We start from the raw sequence: 16,112 nt of genomic DNA, 5'->3' as shown, positions 1-16,112 counted from the left end.
AAGGTGTGCCACGGGTCTGGGGCAGGTAAAAGCGCTAATTGCGCCTTCTAAAGGACTGCGGCTTGGACGCTGCGCCAGACGTCCTCAATGGACCTGTTTCCATCAATCACCCGCCAACGGGCAGGATCCTGTTTGGCGAGATCAAGGAACCCTGTACGAAGGGCCTGCTGAAACTCGAGGCCCATGTCCTCAAAACGGTCTTCGCCGCTTGATCTGGCCAAGCCGCGTTGCAGCGCTGTTTTTGGGTCCATGTCGATCAAGATCGTCAGGTCAGGTTCACGCTCAATCATCAAACTGTGCAACGCATCTACCTTGCTGCGTAAATCGCCACGGGTCGCACCTTGATAGACCCGTGTGCTGTCGGCAAAGCGGTCACTGATCACCGTTATGCCGCGTTCAAGGGCAGGGCGGATGGTCTTTTCAAGGTGGTCACGGCGGGCCGCTGTGAATAGTAAAAGCTCGGTTTCAGCGGACCAGCGATCTGGCTCCCCCTCAACCAAAAGGCGGCGAATTTCTTCGGCACCGGTTGAACCACCGGGTTCGCGGGTCAAAATTGCGTTGGGCAGGGCGTCACCAAGGCGGCGCGCTTGGGTCGATTTGCCAGAGCCATCGATACCCTCAAAAGTAATGAAACGTGCAGTCATGAATTAATTCGTCGCCATAAGGGGAACTGTTGGTCCGGCTATTTTACGGATGACAACGCGGCTTGCGGTGCGCATGCGGCTCAGAAAGCCACCTGCAGAAACGTTGTGCTCGGCAACTAACGGGATACGGGTGTCGGGAAGGCCATCAACACTTACCACCAATTCGGCCAGAACATCGCCTTTAAAGATTGGTGCTTCGATCGGGCCCGTGTAGGCGACTTCAGCTTTGACCTGATCTGCAGCCAAGACGGGGAGCAGCATGGAAAGATCCTGCGCAACCGCAAGACCTACCAGCGGCAAATCACCGTTCCAAACCTCAGCATCGGCAACCTTGGTGCCAGCTGTGATGATATCTTTCTGGGCGAACTGACGAAAAGCCCAATCAACGATCCGCTCAGCTTCTTCGGCGCGTCCCGCTGCGGTTTCGAGGCCAGTGATTACAAAAATCACACGGCGATCACCTTGTTTTGCGCTACCTACAAGACCGTAACCCGCTTCTTGTGTGTGCCCGGTTTTCAGGCCGTCTGCCCCAATATCAAGCACCAGTAAAGGATTGCGGTTCAACCTGTTTGAGCTTTCTGTTGGGTCAAATAAAAATTCGCGCTGTGCAAAAAGTGGGTAGTGCTGTGGAAAATCTTTGATCAGCAGGTCCGCAAGCGTGCCAAGGTCGCGCATCGACATGCGGTGGTCGGGTGCGGGCCATCCGTTGGAGTTGGTGAAATTGCTGTCCATCATCCCCAATTGGCGCGCGCGGGCAGTCATCATTTTAGCAAAGCCAGCCTCGGTGCCGTCTACGCTAAGCGCTTCGGCAATGACTGTGCATGCGTCGTTGCCCGACAAAACAATGATGCCCGTGATGAGGTCCGCGACACTGACGCGTTCGCCGCGTCTGAGAAACAAAGTAGAGCCGCCATAGTTCATCGCGTTTTGACTAACGAGCAGCTCTTCATCCATGTTGAGCCTGCCGTCTTCTACAGCTTCAAACGCCATATAAAGTGTCATCAGTTTGGACATTGACGCCGGTGGTAAAGGTTTCGATGCGTTCTTGGCGAGCAGTACCGTGCCGGTTGTCTGATCAATGACGTAAGCTGCTGTAGCGCGCGTTTCAAAGCTATGGGCGGCGCTGAGGGGCAGTATCAAAAATGCCAAAACGATGAGTAACCGGTGGGTCATATGTGCCTCATTGCTGATCTGAGCATGCGCCGTGATCTTGGCGCGTGCTGTCTAGTTGGTGACGTAATAGGCGTCATTAAAACCGCGTGATTTGACCTTTTTCAACAGCCCCGCGCGTTCAGACGTGCTGGTCGCTGGCCCAACGATGACGCGCCAAAAAGTTTTATCATTGCTGGTACCTTGAAGAACCTGCGGGATAATGCCCGCCTGACGCATCGCCTCAGCAGTGTTCTTGGCGTTTTGCTCAACGTTGAAAATGCCAATTTGAATAAACGGCTTATTTAATGTCGATACAACGGGGCGTGGTGTTGGTTTGGCCGCTGGCGGCTGTGCCGTTGATGCATCAATGGCGTTGGCAGCGGTGGTCACAATATCATCGAGAGGCTGCGCTTCAACTGCGGCTGGTTTTTCAATGGCTGTTTGCGCAGGCGTAGTTTGCGTTGGTTCTTCCACTGCTTCACGGCGCAAAGCCGTCACATTGAGTGGCACCGGCTGTCCCGCCAACACCCCGATCGCGTCTGCGGCATCTGAGGAAAGCTGAAGGCTGGGGCCGGGATTGTCGCGTTCACGGCGAAAAAGAGCACCGATAACAAATTTTCCGTTCGCTTGATTGCGGATAATAACCCGCTCGGGATCTTTCACATCAGGGTGGGCCACCCAGACACCACCCAAACTTGGGCGTCCATCCCAAAGGCCCGTTTCTGTCACTTGAAACACGTCTGGTGCTTCGACGTCGCGTTCAACAAGTCGCGCGGTAGTTGCGGGCGTCACGGTTGCATCGGGGCTTGTTTGCAGGGCCTTCAGGGACAACTGACCGTTCTCGTCACATCCCGAAAGCAGCACCGCCGCTGCCAAAAAAGCGCCAACGGAATGCACTGTCGTGATGCGTTTTACAGCCATAATTCTGTCCGTCCTGTGTGCCTGCTGTGCGACAAGGTTGGCCCTGTTCGCTATCTAATTTCCGCAACCTTATCGAAAGGTCATGCTTTTGAAAAGCGACGGAAATGCTTTAGGTAACATTCCCCACTTTTCGAATCAAAATTTGCACGCTACACGGTCCAAACGCGGAGGTTTGGCAGAGTGGTCGAATGCACCGGTTTTGAAAACCGACGTACGTGAGAGCGTACCCAGGGTTCGAATCCCTGAGCCTCCGCCATCTTATACCTTTAAGTTATTGATTTATAATTAGATTATTAAATTAGGAAAATTTTACCCTCAATCCTACCCACAACAAAAGCACTGATCTCTTCAGCTTCGATTGGGGGTTACTTAGCCTGTTTCACGTCGCAGAAGTGTTGGGGCAGACCCGGGGACCCCGGAGCACGAGCCCTGCGCCTTGGACCACGGGCCTGAAGTATTAGGGCGTTAAATTCATTAGGCAGTGATTTCATTTTCCACGATTAACAAAGTCGTGGGATTCGCTCTTACCAGATAAAGCTAAGTTGAATTCCAACTTAACACGCTCTAACAGCTCAATGTCTGTGTGGCTTAGGGGCTTTCCTCTGTGGTTCGTGCTCAACTCTTGCACCAACAGATCAGCGCCTGTTCGGACGCAATCAAGTTTATGCTCAAAAGGTTCAAGGTCTCGCCTGAACGACTGAATGATTTTAGATCGCAAGCCGTCGCACTTCTGAACTATCGCATTTGGCAAACGAGACCAAACCGCGCCCAAGTTCGGATTTTCAACCGCCTCTAATGCGCACGCGAGTGTGAGTAATGCTGGGTGCCACTCTTGGAAGCCTTCATACCGACCCGCTCCCCCCATACGATGAAAGTAGTCTTGGGCAATTTGAAAATAGATTGTCATGAACGGATTGTGCGGTCGCAATGTCATTCTCAATTATCTCTTAGGCTAATGATAGCGTGGGGTGTCAGGTCATGTAGGTAATTAGGGTAATGAATCTGCATTCTTATATGGCCACATTTCGGACATTTGCGAGCAGGCGTTTCAATAAGTCTATCGAAGTGTGTTGTTGGGTGTTTGGGGTTAATGCCGTCCTTTTTAACACTGCGACTGATACCGGCACCGTAACTTTCTTCATATCCACGCAAGCTCAACTGATTTTCCCGATAAGCGGAGGCCAGTCACATTGATAACCTTTTCTGGGCAAATCTAATTTAGACTCAAAGTTAAAAAGATCATAAACACCTGAATCCTTCATCTTCCACGCTTGGGTCGGCGCTCGATTGTCATCGAAAAACTGCACCTCAACTAGTTCAATCCAATTTGGCAATTTATCTGTTCGTGAAAACATATCGGACACTATCATATCAGAGGTTTCACCCTCGTCCGGTCCTACATACCCAAATGACACCAATGTTTCGGCGCTCTTCATCGGCACGTCCCACAGGAGTTTTGCGCTGCGTGGAACGATGCTGTCTCAGAACACGGCACGCACGGCGTTCAGAGACTTTCAGCTCAGCGCGTACGCGATCAATACAGGCGCGACGACGAGCGGGGCTCAGAAGTTTCCCTTTGCCGCCTCCGCCATGATCAGCTTGTCCAGCGTCAGATCAGAAACGGCCTTGCGCAACCGCTCGTTCTCTTTCTGTAGACGCTTCAGCTCCTTCAATTGGTCCGTGCCCATTCCACCGTACTTTTTCTTCCAGCGATAATAGGTTTGTTCAGTCACACCAATCTGCCGGATCGCATCAAGACGAGGCATGCCTTGCCCCGTCAGTACCTCAACCTGCCGTAACTTCGTGACAATCTCTTCGGGCTTAGGTCGTTTGTTGGCCATGTGTTTCCTCCGTTTTCCTAAACATAGCGGAGGACCACTTCAGTGGGGGAGGATCACAAGGGCACAGGGGCAAGCAATGATCAGAACCGACACTGACGACGCGATCGCGAAAGCAAGCGCGGGATTGGGACCAAAGAACAGCCAAGTGAAAAAGGAGATGAGTGCTATCAACACAACTGCGGGCACGAATACCGCGGAAACACGATCTGCGAGACCTTGAATTGGCGCGCGTGAGCGGCGTGCTCCAGCAACCATTTCAACGATCTGAGACAAAACGGTGTTGGCTCCGACTTGTGTCGCGCGGATAGCAAGCGTGCCGTTTTTGTTGATTGTACCTCCGGTTACACGGTCCCCCTCAGTTTTCTCAATCGGCACAGGTTCGCCAGTAATCATGCTTTCATCTATTGATGAATGCCCCTCAGCAACGATCGCATCCACAGGGATGCTGTCGCCGGGACGAACACGCAGCAAGTCACCGATAGTAACCTGATCGAGAGGGACATCTTTTTCCAACCCTTCCGCAGAAATCACTCGAGCCATTTTGGGTGCGAGGTCGAATAGGGCGCGGATTGCGTCACCAGTGCGTTCACGTGCACGCAACTCTAGGACCTGGCCAACGAAGACGAGCGCGATGATAACGACCGCGGCTTCGTAATAGGTTCCGACCCCTCCGTCGGTCCGGTATTGGTCTGGAAACAGATTTGGCAAGAAAGTCGCAAATCAAGAAAGTCGCAAATAGGGAATACACATAAGCAGCGCCGACCCCGAGAGCAATTAAGGTCCACATATTTGGGGATCGGTTTTGAACCGATGCCACACCACGTGCAAAAAACGGTCTTGCCGCCCAAAGGATGATCGGGGTCGCGATCAAGAACTCCGCATATGACGCAATCTGATGGCCAACCAAATTCCTGAAGGGCAATCCCACGAGCTCTCCCATCGTGAGAACAATTAAAGGAACAGCCGCTAAGGCACTGATCCACATACGGCGGGTAAAATCCGTGAGTTCTTCGCTTTGTTCGTCATTGGGGACAACAGTCTCCAATGCCATTCCGCAAATTGGGCAGGCGCCCGGCTCGTCGCGGATCACCTCTGGATGCATGGGACAGGTCCATTGAGCCCCTTGAGAAATATTTGCGGTGGACACCCCGGGGGCACCCTCATGAGCGCGACCATCATAGCCCCCTACAAAAGCGTAGAGCCACGGGTCGTTCTTGAACTGGGTCTGACAGCGCTCTTAGCAGAAGTGATAGGTTTCACCTTCCAAGTCATCAGTGAGAGTCTTCGGTGTCACTTCCACATTCATTCCGCAAACAGGGTCAACGGCGCTTGTTCCGTGATGATGTTTATTCATATTATCAGACATCGTATTCTCCAATCTATGGAATATGCGTGAAGGTTCCCATGGGGGTAAGGTCAATCCATTTCGATCTGTTTTCCCGAATAAATGGGACCTCGTCGCGACCGCGCGACCCAGATCAGCACAGCTCCAACCAATACCATGGGAAGGGATAGGATTTGCCCCATGGTCAGTCCACCAACGGCAAAATGCAGCGCGTGACCTACAGGGTTTTCAAGTGTTACGAATTGCATATCCGGCTGGCGGAAAAACTCGACAAGAAAACGGGCAGAGCCATAACCTGTTAAAAAAACACCAGTAATGGCGCCCGGACTATGAAGCCACTTGCGACGCAATGCGAGGATCATCAAGGCGACCCCCAAAAGCAGCCCCTCCAGCAAGGCCTCGTAGATTTGCGAAGGGTGGCGGGCACATTGTCCGATGATATCGGCACACGACTGGGCTGCATCGCCAGGAAAAATGACACCCCAAGGTAGGGTGGTCGGACGGCCCCAAAGCTCAGCGTTGATGAAATTCGCTAGACGTCCCAGAAACAAACCAAGAGGGGCGGACAACGCAAGAAGGTCGGCCAGACTCATAATGGAGATCTGGTTGCGCACGGCAAAGACCACCGCCGCAATCGAAACCCCCAAGAATCCACCATGGAAAGACATCCCTCCCTGCCAAATCTTTAGGATTTCCAAAGGCTGGGACAGATAATACCCGGGTTGATAGAACAGGACGAACCCTAGTCTCCCACCCAAAATGATCCCGAAGATCACCCAGTTCAAGAAACTCTCGAGTTGCTGGCTTGTCATCGGTGGCGTTTGATCCGGCCAATACTTCGTGCGTCGGATGAGCTCAATACAAAGCCGCCACCCCAAGAGCAGACCCACGATATAGGCGAGGGCGTACCATCTTAGTGTCAAGGTTAGGGCCCCGATCTCGATGGAAAAAATGTCAGGGGAGATATCGGGAAAAGGCAGGCCAGCAGCGATCATTCGGAATCTTTCAATTGGGGGGAGAGGGGGAGGGCGCCTGACTTGTGGCGCAGCGCCACGATAAGGACGGGTACGCCCGTCATCAGGCCGAGCCCGATGGCGACCCATCTGGCAGAACCGAACCCGCCTGACATGGCCTCGGCGCCCAGATAGGCTAAGACAAAGCTTGCTGGAAGGATGCCCGCCAGCGTGGCTAGAATGAACCGCCAAGGATGTATTTGGCTCAATCCGGCGGCGTAGCTCATCACATCAAAAGAAATAAAAGGCATCAACCGACTTACAAAAACAGTAAAGGTCAAAGCGTTTTGCGACCCAAGCAAGCCTGAGGCAGCTCGAGCCCCAACAAGCCGGTCGACCGTCTTTTTACCCAATACACGCGCAATCGCAAAAGCCACCAAAGCGCCCGTTTCAGCTCCAATCGCGACATAAATCGCGCCTGCGACTTGTCCAAATGCAGCACCAGCGGCAAGAGCAATCGGCGCGCTTGGAATTGGACTTGCGACGACAGCTAGGCTCATCATGAATATAATCACAAATGGACCAAAGACGCCAAGTCGTTCAATCCACTGCGAAATCTCAAATGCACTGGGCCTTTGCCAAGCAGGCGAACTCAAGAACCAATACCCGGCAAGCCCAAGGAGGCAAATCAACAAAAAGGCATAGAGCATTGAGCTGCGACGTAACCTTTCAGCCATGCCACGGGACCTTTGGGAGAGAATTAAATGCGGCGTGAAATTCGATCATTCCGTCGACAGTGACTTGGTCTTGATTTTCCGCGCCAGACCGCATTCGAAAACCCCTCAAAGTTTGAGGGAGGACGGCAACGCGTCGATGGCATTTTGGGCGGAGACAATTGGCAAACCTGACTCGACCCAACCCGGCCCCTTGCGTGACCCAAGCATTCCCTCGGACACATCTATGAAACCGTCATAACCAGCCTCTCGAAGACTAGACATCACGCTTCCGGAACGCCCGCCGGTCGCGCAGATCAAGGCAACGGCGCGGTGTTCGGCCAATTCGCGCGCTGCAAACAACCGTTCAGAGAAGCCTTTGTCATTGAGGCTCACAGGCCAAGCTCCTTTGGCGACTCCAGTTTGCTGCCATTCCTTCGGGGTGCGGATATCCAGAAGCCGGATACGGTCTTGCAGCAGGGCATCGAATGCTTCGGCAACGGTCCAGACATCGCGGCTCTGGGCAAATACGGGGGTCACAATGGCCTGAGCAGGGAACGCTGCCAGAATTGTCAAAGTGTGACGGCGAGTTAGTGTCATTTGTTGTACTCCTTTGGTGAATTTACGCTGAATCAATCGCCGCACGAAGCATGTCGCGCACCTCACCTGCCACGGCATGTAGTTCATTGTTTTCGACGGCGGCCATCGAGGCGACCGGGTCGATGGCACTCACCTCAGTGCCATCCTTCATCTGTCGCAAAATGACGTTGCACGGCAGCATCGCGCCAATACGAGGTTCCAGGCCGATGGCCTTGTGAGCCATAGTAGGGTTACAAGCGCCGAGGATCCGGTAGCCATCAACTTCCACATCAATCTTCTTTTTTAGCGTCTCTTTGACGTCAATTTCAGTAAGCACGCCAAAGCCTTGCATGCCGAGGGCATCACAGACACGCATGTGCGCATCATCGATAGCAACTCCCGACAGCAGCCGGTTGTACGTGTAGGTCATCACGTTTCTCCTGTTGAAAATGCCCCGACCGAACCACGGGGAAGGGATGCCGGTCGGGGCGAAGGAGGCACTAGGACCGTGCCCTCCCAATTGCAAAACTCAGTTATCCTGAGCGCCCATTTCATCGTCCATCTTTTCGTCAGAGGAGGAGGAGGGGGTGTTCATACGCTCAGCGGGCGCTTTCATTTCGTCAGGGGTCACTGCTCCATCTCCGTCCTTGTCTAGAAACTGGAACCGATCAACCATTCGATCGTGCATCATCTTGCCGTGCAGGGTCTCGAATTCTTCGAGGTTCAGCGCCCCATCGCCGTCCGTATCAGCCTCGGCGTGCATTGAGAGCAGTGAAACGCCTTCAGCACGAGAATGGCCCATCATCGACCCTTTCATAAGCGACATCATATCCTGATCCATCGCACCCATTTGGCCACCCGCACCCATGCCGCCGCCCATCATTGAGCCGTGCATCTGCATCATCATTTTCATCATACCTTGCATCATGGCGTGATGATCGCCCTCCATCATGCCCATTTGGCCTGCGGCGCCTCCCATTTCAGCGGGACTTTGGGTTACGACTTTATCCACGTCGGCATCTTCACCATCGTGATGGCCGGCATCGGCAAATGCGGAGCTTGGTGATGTGACAATCAAAGCAAGGGCAAGTGTGGTGTTGGTAAACTTAGACATCTGAGCCTCTCTTTTCATTTATTGGCCTCATTCACATTGGCATAAGAATTCGAAATGAAAGAACGCGCACCCTCTTGATTGTATCCGTGTGTCGCAACACCCGTCATTGATACAAACGGCGACAAAAAAGGGTCTGACCACGCTTACGTGAATGATGTAGAAAGTATCCATGACCAATCCACCACACATCCTCGTCGTTGACGATCATCAGCAAATTCGTGACAGCGTGACCCGCTATCTGGAAAAGAACGGATTACGGGCCACGTCTGCGAAAGATGCGCAGGATATGGACGTGAAACTAGCTAATGGACATTTCGATTTGATGGTTCTGGACGTCATGATGCCAGGCGAAAGTGGGCTTTCGGTTTGCCAACGGCTCGCATCCGACAAGAGCCTTCCGATCATCTTGTTGACTGCATTGGGCGAAGAAACCGACCGAATAGTGGGATTGGAAATTGGTGCTGACGATTACATAGCAAAGCCCTTCAATCCGCGAGAGCTTTTGGCGCGGATCAAGGCTGTATTGCGCCGAGCACCTCAGGCTGAAACGGTGGCAGGTGCCCTCGCGGGCAAACTCATAAAATTTGCCCATCTTACCTTGGACGTTGATCGACAGGTCCTTCTGGGTGCTGAAGGTGAAGAAACTGCTCTGACAAGCGCCGATTTCAAACTGCTTTTGGTGCTTCTAGAACGCCCGCGAGTGATCCTTAGCCGCGACCAACTTCTAGATCTAGCTGCGGGCCGCGCCGCAGGCCCCATGGATCGCAAAATAGACAACCAAATCAGCCGTCTCCGGCGCAAGATAGAGCCCGACATCTTGCGACCCAAAATCATCAAGACTATCCGCAATGGTGGGTATTGCCTCTCCGTTGATGTTGAGGTGGAAGGATGAAGCTAGGCCTAATAAACACTTTGCGGGTTCAGCTGGTTATTCTGGTGGTCGCAGCGCTCACAGCGGCTCAACTCATAAGCCTGTGGTTTTTCGCCGACGAACGCAGTTTAGCTGTCCGTGCGGCCCTCGGGTTTGAAGCCGCAGGCCGCGCTGCCAATGTTGCGCGCCTCATAGAAGAAGCACCCGAAGACCTACGTCTATCTGTACTGCGCGCTGCAAATTCGCCGCTTGTACGATTTGACCTCGCCAGTGAAGCAATCGTTCAACACACGGAACATTCGGATGGCGGGTTGGTTGAAGCTAGAATTCGCGCATTGCTGGATGATGGCTACAGTCGAGATATACGCGTTGAACTGCACGAAATCGAGGGCCAAATTCTTCCATTGCCGCATCTTTCGCAAGAAATGGCCGAGATGCATATGGCCATGATGCGCGGTGAGCTCTCGGCAGTTGAAATGAACCTGTCTATCGCGATTGCAGGTGGATCTTGGTTGAATGTGGGGACCCGCTTCGAACGCCCCCCAATCCAATGGCCTGTCTACTCGATGTTGACCTTCGCGCTATCAGCCGCAGTAATCTTGGTCGCAATATTCTGGTTCTTGATGACTCGCTTGACCGGGCCATTGAGGCGCTTGGTTGGCGCGGCTGACCGGCTCGGTCGAGGCGAAGACATTACAGACTTGCCAATGGTTGGTCCAACAGAGGTGCGAGACCTAACTGCAACGTTCAATCGCATGCAGGAGCGGCTTACCCGCTTCGTAGCAGACCGAACCCGACTGTTGGCAGCCCTTGGCCACGATCTTCGATCTCCCCTAACTGCAATGCGAGTCCAAGCCGAAATGGTGGATGACGAAGAAACCCGAGATAGTCTTGTGGCTTCTGTCGAGGAAATGCAGTCGATGGTGGAAGCCACTCTAACATTTGCGCGTGGCCTCGCAGGCTCTGAGGAGCCCGAACATGTGATCGTTGGTGAGTTTTTGAAAGCATTGAAATCGGACATGGTTACACAATTCGACCTAGAGGTTGGGCCTGTCATTGAGGCCCGGATCCGACCTCACGCACTCAGGCGTGCTTTGCGCAATGTCATCGAAAATGCTGATCGCTATGGTGGAAAAACGCGCGTCACTTTTCATAGTCGATCCGACGAGTTCATCATTGCGGTAGACGACAGCGGCCCAGGAATCCCCGCTCCAGAACTAGAACGTGTCTTTGATCCTTTCTTCCGTCTTGAACAATCCCGTTCTCTGGAAACGGGTGGGCATGGGTTGGGCCTATCCATTGCAAGAACAATCGTTCGCGCCCATGGCGGCGATATTTCATTGTCAAACAGGGATGAGGGGGGACTGCGCGCTACGATCGCAATCCCATTGGCGAACGACCAACCGATTGAAAAGGGACAGAAATGATACAGAAACCCATTGCACTTTCGTTTGCTGCTGCCTTGGTCGCAAACGTGGCTTACGCGAATAACACCATAGATCTGGTCAAAGTGGCAGATCACATTTTCTGGAAGGGAGGATTGGGCGCGTTCTCCATTCTTCTTCTCTGGGGAGCAATGATCGCATTGGTTTCGGCGGCGATGCACTTTTGTGCTGCTCCAATCAAAACAGAACGTCATCCTCGCAGGGAATAAGCATTTCCAACTTCCGTTGTAAAAATGAGAGCTAGGCAGCGCAGTTCTTGACACACGCTAAGCGGCAATCGCTGCCTTTCTTCATCGGACTTAACTCACCTAGAATTGGGATAGCAATATGACACCCGAAATCGGCCACTTTGCACTTGCTCTCGCCTTTGCATTGGCTTTGGTCCAAAGCGTACTTCCGCTTGTTGGCGCCAATCGAGGAAATCTCCTATGGATGCACTCCGCGCGCACGACCTCTATCGGACAGTTTATTCTGGTTGGCGTCGCTTTTGGCGCCTTGATGCGCAGCTTTATCGTTAGCGACTTTACCGTTCTCAACGTTGCTTCAAACTCTCATTCTCTCAAACCCATGCTGTACAAAATTGCTGGGACATGGGGTAGCCACGAAGGATCTCTCTTGTTGTGGGTCCTAATCCTGACCTTGTTTGGCGCCGCTGTGTCCTTGTTTGGTTCCAATATTCCTAGCTCTTTGAAAGCCCGAACGCTCGCTGTGCAAGCATGGATAAGCGTTGGCTTTTTGTCATTCATGCTGTTCACATCAAATCCGTTTACGCGCGTATTTCCACCACCCACGGACGGGAATGATCTAAACCCTCTCTTGCAAGATGTTGGCCTAGCTCTGCATCCACCATTTCTCTATCTAGGCTATGTTGGGTTTTCGATTGTATTTTCCTTTGCCGTAGCCGCCTTACTTGAGGGCAGAGTCGATGCGGCGTGGGCCCGTTGGGTACGCCCGTGGACACTCGCGGCTTGGATTTGCTTAACGGCCGGGATCGTTCTTGGCTCTTGGTGGGCATATTATGAACTCGGTTGGGGTGGTTGGTGGTTCTGGGACCCGGTTGAGAACGTGAGTTTCATGCCTTGGCTTCTTGGTACCGCGCTCCTTCATTCTGCGATTGTAACCGAAAAGCGTGACGCCTTCAAAAGCTGGACAATTTTGCTTGCGATCCTAACCTTTTCACTCTCATTGCTGGGAACCTTCGTAGTGCGCTCTGGTCTATTGACTTCGGTCCACGCTTTTGCGGTAGATCCGGAGCGCGGTCTTTACATATTGGCTCTGCTCGCCCTCTCGATCGGCGGCTCGTTGGCACTTTATGCATGGCGTGCGCCAATGATGGAGGCTGGTGGGATTTTCAAACCAATCAGTCGCGAAGCTGGGTTGTTGGTGAACAATCTGATCCTCACCACCGCGACAGGAACTGTTCTGTTCGGCACTCTTTACCCACTATTTCTTGAAGCCATCACAGGAGACAAAATCTCAGTCGGGGCTCCCTTCTTTAATGCAACCTTCGTTCCCATGATGTTGCCCCTTGTACTTTTCATGGGGGTGGGCCCATTCCTAAGTTGGAAACGCGCCGACCTGGCCGGTGTGTACCAGCGCCTAAAATACGTTGCTCTGGCGTCGATCATCGCGACCCCGATTGTTTGGTACATTCAGAAAGGGGGCCCGCTTTTAGCGCATTTTTCGATCATGTTGGCGACTTGGCTCTTGCTCGCGACGCTACGAGAATGGGGCATTCGAATTCGCCTTTTTGAGGCGCCTATTTCGGAGACATTGCGCCGGGCTCGCAATTTACCACGAGCATCTCATGGAATGACTATGGCCCACGCGGGTCTGGCGATTGCGATGCTCGGTATGATTGGATCCAGTGCCTGGAAGTCTGAAGAAATCGTGTTTGTAGCTCCGGGAACCACGATCGAGATTGCTGGATTTGATGTCACTTTCTCAGGCGTGGAGCGGGTGAGGGGCCCAAATTATTTAGCGGATCGCGGCACGTTAGCAGTCTCTCGCAATGGGCAGAGCATTGACACGTTGCGTCCAGAAAGACGCTATTATCCGATTGCGGACAGTACGACGACTGAAAGCGCAATTCGCTCAACGCTTGCAGGCGATCTCTACGCATCAATCAGCGAGCCCGCGACAGAGAATGCCGAGCAAAGTGACGCGTGGACTCTTCGTATCCTGTATGAGCCTTTGGTCAATTTTATTTGGTTGGGAAGTAGCCTTCTAATCATTGGAGGGGCGCTATCCCTTTCAGATCGGCGACTTAGAGTAGGCGCACCAAAACGCACTAGCGCATCGTCAGCGCCGTCAACGCAGGCGGAAAAGGCATGATACGAATACTGGCGTTGCTTCCCTTATCAATTGCAGTCATCTTTGGGGGCTTCTTTCTTTGGGGGCTAAACCCGGATCGGGATCCAAACGAAGTCCCATCTGTACTAATCGCACAACCAGCGCCAGCATTTGAGCTAGATCCGGTGGTCGGGCTGCACACCCCCGGCTTGTCACGATCTGACCTCGTCGGAACTGAAACTGCAGTGGTCATGAATGTCTTTGCGTCTTGGTGTGTGCCTTGTCGGGCAGAACATGCGGTTCTCACAAGTTTGGCCGAGAAAGACGGCATCCGCCTCTTTGGGATTAATTACAAAGACAAGCCTGAAGACGCGATCCGTTGGTTGGCGGAGCTGGGTAACCCCTATGAACGTATTGGCTCCGACCTTTCAGGGCGGGCCGGAATTGAGTGGGGAATCTCCGGGGTCCCTGAAACATTCATAATTAACACAGACGGTACCGTACTATTTCGGCATGTAGGCCCGATCGTGGGCGAGGGAGCCATTGGAAAGTTTCGCGAAGCTTTGCTTCAAGCGGGCGCACTGCCCAGTGGAGGCTTATAATGTTGAGACTTCTTATTCTACTTGTTGCTTTAGTTTTACCGTTTGCATCCGCTGCGGTTGAACCGGACGAAATTCTATCCGACCCAGTCTTGGAGGCGCGTGCACGTGAGGTATCAAAGGGGCTTCGCTGCGTCGTTTGCCTAAACCAGGACATCGATAGTTCAAACGCGGGAGTTGCGCGTGACCTGCGCTTGCTCGTTCGCGAACGGATTGTCGCCGGAGACAGTAACGACGAAGCACTGACCTTCATTCAAGCACGCTATGGAGACTATGTGTTGCTGAAACCTCCGTACAACGCAAAAACATATGTATTGTGGTTGGCCCCCCCAGCAATGCTTTTGATCGCTTTGGGGGTGGGATTGGCAACTTTATTGGGCCGGCGGAAGACACCAAAACTTCGTGGACTGAATGTTACCGAAGAACATGAGGTTAAACAGTTCATCGAACGCCAGAAGAAAGGAGACAACAAATGATCTTCGCATGGATGATTGTACTGATTGCATTATCGATTGGCTTTGTTGTTTTGCCACTTGCCAAAATGAGCCACTCTTTGCCCGCACGTCAAGATTCAACACCTGCTGTCTTGGTTGATCAACTCGAGGAGGTCAAACGCGATCAGGACCGAGGTTTGATATCGGCGTCAGAGGCCACAGCCGCGCAGCAGGAAATCAAAAGACGCATTTTGGCCGCGGCCCGACGTGCCACATCTGAACCCATGCTAGATTATACAAGTGGGCGCAGCGCTCTACTTCTCGCCGCAATTTTCGTGCCCCTTTTGGCCATAGGCTACTACGCTAGTATGGGGTCTCCAAATGTTGCAAGTCTTGCCTTCGTGGATCGTCAGGATGAGCGCATCGAACAGCGAAAGATCGCCGAATTAACGGAGAAGCTTTATGAGCGTCTGATAACCGATCCCGAGGGTGGCGCGTCAGAGGGTTGGATGTTGCTCGGACAGACCTATTACCGAATGGGTGAATACACGCAGGCTGCAGCTGCGTTCGAGACCGTATCCAAACGTGATGACGCGACCTCGACAACATTTTCCATGATGGCAGAAGCGTTGATCCGCAAAGAAAAGGGCATCGTTACGCCGAAAGCTATATCTGCGATTGATAGATCGATCGAGTTGAACCCTGAAAACCCCGCCGGCGCCTTTTACAAGGCTATGGCCATGGTACAGTTAGGCGAGGAAGCTGAGGCTCATGCGCTCTTAGTGTCACATCTAGATTCCGCTGATGGGTTCAAACCCTGGATGGAAGCATTTGTAGAACAAGCCAACGACATTGCCAAAACAGCGGGAAAAGCGCCGATTTCTCTCGCGGATTACGCACCAGCATTGAACGGCGGTACCGGCCCCTCGGCGGATGACGTTGCTGCGGCCAGTGAGATGAGTGCTGAGGAGCGCGGAGATTTCATTCGAGCCATGGTAAATCGACTGGCAGAACGGCTCGAAGAAAGCCCCGACGACCTAGATGGTTGGTTGCGGTTGGCGAATGCCTATACGGTCTTAGGGGAGCAGAAGAATGCGATAGCCGCCTATGAAAGCGCATCAAGATTGCTTTCAGGTTTTGCCGCAAGCGACCCTCGCCACAAAATTGTTGAGCAGGCGCTATACGCATTGCGAGAGTAGGGCGCTCAGG

16 protein-coding genes, 1 tRNA gene and 2 pseudogenes are annotated in these 16,112 nt (G+C 52.9%); 8 read left to right on the top strand and 11 right to left on the bottom strand.

The window, feature by feature from the left end; translation table 11 throughout:
- Positions 1-47: 47 nt before the first annotated feature.
- The 3 genes from tmk to NIG5292_RS04050 are packed head-to-tail and all read right to left on the bottom strand — an operon-like array spanning position 48 to position 2,717.
- Positions 48-644: a dTMP kinase gene (tmk, locus tag NIG5292_RS04060; protein ID WP_048598231.1), complete on the bottom strand. Its 597-nt coding sequence runs from the start codon at positions 642-644 to the stop codon at positions 48-50.
- 3 nt (positions 645-647) lie between these two features.
- A complete protein-coding gene (locus tag NIG5292_RS04055) occupies positions 648-1,817 on the bottom strand; it encodes a D-alanyl-D-alanine carboxypeptidase family protein (protein WP_048598230.1) in 1,170 nt (389 codons plus the stop codon).
- Positions 1,818-1,868: 51 nt separating this feature from the next.
- Positions 1,869-2,717, bottom strand: coding sequence for an SPOR domain-containing protein (locus NIG5292_RS04050; RefSeq protein WP_048598229.1), 849 nt, complete (start codon positions 2,715-2,717; stop codon positions 1,869-1,871).
- A 166-nt stretch (positions 2,718-2,883) separates the two neighbouring features.
- Between NIG5292_RS04050 and NIG5292_RS04045 the strand changes: the two genes are divergently transcribed.
- Positions 2,884-2,973: transfer RNA gene (locus NIG5292_RS04045), tRNA-Ser, on the top strand.
- 898 nt (positions 2,974-3,871) lie between these two features.
- Here the strand turns inward: NIG5292_RS04045 and NIG5292_RS15025 are convergent.
- The 8 genes and pseudogenes from NIG5292_RS15025 to NIG5292_RS15110 all read right to left on the bottom strand — a co-directional run bounded on the left by NIG5292_RS15025 (position 3,872) and on the right by NIG5292_RS15110 (position 9,262).
- Complete coding sequence (locus NIG5292_RS15025; protein ID WP_048598227.1) at positions 3,872-4,153, bottom strand: hypothetical protein; 282 nt, start codon at positions 4,151-4,153, stop codon at positions 3,872-3,874.
- Positions 4,146-4,558, bottom strand: a pseudogene (locus NIG5292_RS14585) (transposase); the annotation flags it as partial. The pseudogene NIG5292_RS14585 and the gene NIG5292_RS15025, both read right to left, overlap by 8 nt.
- Positions 4,559-4,615: 57 nt before the next feature.
- A pseudogene (locus NIG5292_RS14580) lies at positions 4,616-5,924 on the bottom strand (HAD-IC family P-type ATPase); the annotation flags it as partial.
- Between the two features lie 50 nt (positions 5,925-5,974).
- Positions 5,975-6,898 (bottom strand): prolipoprotein diacylglyceryl transferase, encoded by a 924-nt coding sequence (gene lgt, locus NIG5292_RS04020; RefSeq protein ID WP_048598225.1) that lies wholly within the window; start codon positions 6,896-6,898, stop codon positions 5,975-5,977.
- Positions 6,895-7,593 carry a TVP38/TMEM64 family protein gene (locus NIG5292_RS04015; protein ID WP_233488165.1) on the bottom strand — a complete coding sequence of 233 codons (699 nt, stop codon included), beginning with the start codon at positions 7,591-7,593 and terminating at the stop codon, positions 6,895-6,897. The genes lgt and NIG5292_RS04015 overlap by 4 nt, the downstream gene beginning before the upstream one ends.
- 105 nt (positions 7,594-7,698) lie before the next feature.
- A complete protein-coding gene (locus NIG5292_RS04010) occupies positions 7,699-8,169 on the bottom strand; it encodes a rhodanese-like domain-containing protein (RefSeq protein ID WP_053084830.1) in 471 nt (156 codons plus the stop codon).
- 22 nt (positions 8,170-8,191) lie between these two features.
- Positions 8,192-8,578 (bottom strand): DUF302 domain-containing protein, encoded by a 387-nt coding sequence (locus NIG5292_RS04005; RefSeq protein ID WP_048598224.1) that lies wholly within the window; start codon positions 8,576-8,578, stop codon positions 8,192-8,194.
- 99 nt (positions 8,579-8,677) lie between these two features.
- Positions 8,678-9,262, bottom strand: coding sequence for an EF-hand domain-containing protein (locus NIG5292_RS15110; protein WP_053084829.1), 585 nt, complete (start codon positions 9,260-9,262; stop codon positions 8,678-8,680).
- Positions 9,263-9,431: 169 nt separating this feature from the next.
- Here NIG5292_RS15110 and NIG5292_RS03995 point away from each other — a divergent pair, with 169 nt between their 5' ends.
- The 7 genes from NIG5292_RS03995 (at position 9,432) to ccmI (ending at position 16,102) form a co-directional block, all read left to right on the top strand.
- Positions 9,432-10,154: a response regulator gene (locus tag NIG5292_RS03995; protein ID WP_048598223.1), complete on the top strand. Its 723-nt coding sequence runs from the start codon at positions 9,432-9,434 to the stop codon at positions 10,152-10,154.
- Entirely contained in the window at positions 10,151-11,560 is a 1,410-nt protein-coding gene (locus NIG5292_RS03990; RefSeq protein ID WP_048598222.1) for an ATP-binding protein, read from the top strand. Before NIG5292_RS03995 ends, NIG5292_RS03990 begins: the two co-directional genes overlap by 4 nt.
- Entirely contained in the window at positions 11,557-11,787 is a 231-nt protein-coding gene (locus NIG5292_RS14775; protein ID WP_048598221.1) for a hypothetical protein, read from the top strand. Before NIG5292_RS03990 ends, NIG5292_RS14775 begins: the two co-directional genes overlap by 4 nt.
- A gap of 118 nt (positions 11,788-11,905) precedes the next feature.
- Entirely contained in the window at positions 11,906-13,912 is a 2,007-nt protein-coding gene (locus NIG5292_RS03980) for a heme lyase CcmF/NrfE family subunit (RefSeq protein WP_048598220.1), read from the top strand.
- Positions 13,909-14,472, top strand: coding sequence for a DsbE family thiol:disulfide interchange protein (locus NIG5292_RS03975; protein ID WP_048598219.1), 564 nt, complete (start codon positions 13,909-13,911; stop codon positions 14,470-14,472). The genes NIG5292_RS03980 and NIG5292_RS03975 overlap by 4 nt, the downstream gene beginning before the upstream one ends.
- Positions 14,472-14,945 carry a cytochrome c-type biogenesis protein gene (locus NIG5292_RS03970; protein ID WP_048598218.1) on the top strand — a complete coding sequence of 158 codons (474 nt, stop codon included), beginning with the start codon at positions 14,472-14,474 and terminating at the stop codon, positions 14,943-14,945. The genes NIG5292_RS03975 and NIG5292_RS03970 overlap by 1 nt, the downstream gene beginning before the upstream one ends.
- Positions 14,942-16,102 carry a c-type cytochrome biogenesis protein CcmI gene (gene ccmI / locus NIG5292_RS03965; protein ID WP_048598217.1) on the top strand — a complete coding sequence of 387 codons (1,161 nt, stop codon included), beginning with the start codon at positions 14,942-14,944 and terminating at the stop codon, positions 16,100-16,102. Before NIG5292_RS03970 ends, ccmI begins: the two co-directional genes overlap by 4 nt.
- Positions 16,103-16,112: the final 10 nt, after the last annotated feature.

The sequence above is a fragment of the Nereida ignava genome, assembly GCF_001049735.1.
Taxonomy (GTDB): domain Bacteria; phylum Pseudomonadota; class Alphaproteobacteria; order Rhodobacterales; family Rhodobacteraceae; genus Nereida; species Nereida ignava.
The sequence above is the reverse complement of the archived record's forward strand: the minus strand, read 5'-3'. Positions and strand labels throughout refer to the sequence as shown.